This is a genomic window from Paramuribaculum intestinale, assembly GCF_003024925.1.
Lineage (GTDB): Bacteria > Bacteroidota > Bacteroidia > Bacteroidales > Muribaculaceae > Paramuribaculum > Paramuribaculum intestinale.
On record NZ_PUED01000271.1, the window covers coordinates 1 to 2407 of the forward strand.

Annotated in this window: 2 protein-coding genes; both read right to left on the minus strand. The window is 38.0% G+C overall.

Features of this window, described 5'->3' with window-relative positions; translation table 11 throughout:
* Positions 1-15: 15 nt before the first annotated feature.
* Positions 16-1194 (minus strand): hypothetical protein, encoded by a 1179-nt coding sequence (locus tag C5O24_RS12580; protein ID WP_107035949.1) that lies wholly within the window; start codon positions 1192-1194, stop codon positions 16-18.
* Positions 1191-2407 (minus strand): Eco57I restriction-modification methylase domain-containing protein (locus C5O24_RS12585; protein ID WP_153061374.1); only part of this gene is annotated, 1217 nt, incomplete at its 5' end. The genes C5O24_RS12585 and C5O24_RS12580, both read right to left, overlap by 4 nt.

Genomic DNA, 2407 nt, shown 5'->3' on the forward strand with positions numbered 1-2407 from the left:
CCATTTTTTATGGCTTTATGCTCGATTATACAATTTAATAAGATTATGTTTAATCTCCGAGAAAGATAGCTGCATACTTAGTTCGCAGTCAAGTCCCGTATTGATAACATACAAGAACGATTCTTTCCGATAGTAGCGTTCTCCGACTTGACGCAGAGATTGCTCAATGGTGTCGGATTTTGCCAAAAGACACACAAGCTGATAATCTTTGTCGACAATCTGCGTGTTGTTTTTTGGATGCGCTTTTGTATTATGTTGAGTAGCGGTGAGAAGAATCAAATTCTCCACATAGTGTGCGATCTCTGGAAATTGAGATTTCGGGAAGATATGGTGAACCTGTGTTGCCAGACCGTTTGACCAAGCATCATGCACTTCGCTTTCCGATTGTATCTTTCTTATGAGAGCAATAGCTTTCTGCACATAGTATGCGTTATATGCTTCTTGCTGTTCGTCGTGTTGTTGGGCTTCTGCTGCTTCTTGTCGGGTGATTGATTTCTCCTTGTTGAGATCTCTCCAGTTTTTCTTATTGTACATAAGGTCAGAGAACATACGGGCTTCTTTCCCACTACTTCCGGGAACATTATGTTCAGCTGCTAATACATTCAAAACCTTATGGAACATTCTGTTAATATCCAATCTTGATTGAGATGGTGTATTACCACTTATAAGGCGATAATAACGGTCATACAATTCCGTTTTAGCTCTGTCTCTTTCGCTTCTGACATTCTCCAAATATTCCTCAAAGAATCGCCAAAATCCACTATCTTTGAGAACCTTTGAAAAGAAACAATACAAGAAGTTATAGGCGTTTCGGTCTCTTCGTGAAATATAATCCAAAAGTTCCTCATTCTTGATTGAATAAGTTGCGGGCCGAGTAGTCAAATCTGCATTTAATATCCCAGCGGTATGAAATAATTTCAGTGGCTGAGAGAACCATTTATTGTATTCATTTTTCGCCCTTTCATCATCTGCGTATGGTTTATTGAACACCACTCGACAGTTATGCTTGAAGTATTGGCTCTGCCATATGTCATTAGCTGTAAATGTCGGATGTGACGATGCAATATTCAAAATACAATCAGCCAAGAAGCACACGATGTCAGGGGTGCACTTCTGGTCAACATACCGCGCATCATGCGATTTGCGTATGTCAAAGTCAAAATGGCTTAGATATGAATTGATTTGATCTCTCATGATTCTGCATTTATAAGTTTGCCGAAGAAGAAAACCGAGTTGTTGTCAATGTTCAATGAGCGTGTGCCTAAATTCCTTGCAATGGCATAGAATTTCGAGAAACTCTCAGTTGAATAGAACTCTAAATCTTCTGGTGATACAGTATTTTCCTCATCGCAGAGCGTTAAAATAGCAACAGACCCATCTGCGATACTGTTCTCTGGCATAAAACATGCTCGTGGATTGTACGTAAGATTTGGCAACAATACACATTCTGTATGATTGAGATATTTAGACACATCGAAAGATTCTACATCGTCAATATAACAATCATAGTCTGGAATGTCTATAATCTCATTGTTCCCAATATTGCGTGATTTGAGAACACGAAATTTACCATTCGATTTGGTGACCGATTTTGTTATAACTCGGTCACGATATGCTTTGAATATGCCAAACTCCATAGAGGAAGCAATCTCATCAAAGTCCGAATTTCGATACAATAGCCAATAAGGGAATTGAGAATCTGTTATATACGACTGGTCAACATTCCATACAGAATTATTGATATACGAATATATTGTAGTATTTTTCGAACTATTTTTTGTATTGATTGTGAATGAAATAGTCTCTATCTTTACGCCCTTAAATGCTTTTTCGCCGAAATCAATCACATGAGTCAGTGAATATTCGTTCATGAGTTTTCTCGTCTCATTGAACTCAGGAGCATTTATCAAGCTTTTGGGAACGATTAATGAAACATAGTCACCCAGCGTCAATGCCTTTTCAATGAAAAAAGCAAATATGTTGTTTGTATCCTTGTTTGCTGCTGAAGCCTTGTATATAGCCGCCAACTTCTTATCCTTAGTCAACTTCATATACGGAGGATTCCCTATCACGATATCGTATTTGTCCGTGAAATTATATAAAAGAAAATCCCCGACAATATAATTTATAGTGAAGTTGTTAGGCACATTCATTTTGGCAACCATCTCTTTTAGCAATTCGATGGAAGCAGGATTAATATCAACTACATCAATACTAACAAATGGAACAGACGAATATCTTTCAATCAAGCATGGGAGGAAATTCCCTACGCCTATTGAAGGCTCCAGAATTGAAATATGGTCAAAATTCTTGGCTTCGGGAAGATTATTTACAATCCCGAAACAAATATCCTGTCGGGTATAGTACGCCGCGGTATTGTCTCGTTCTGAATTTGCCATTTCAACTA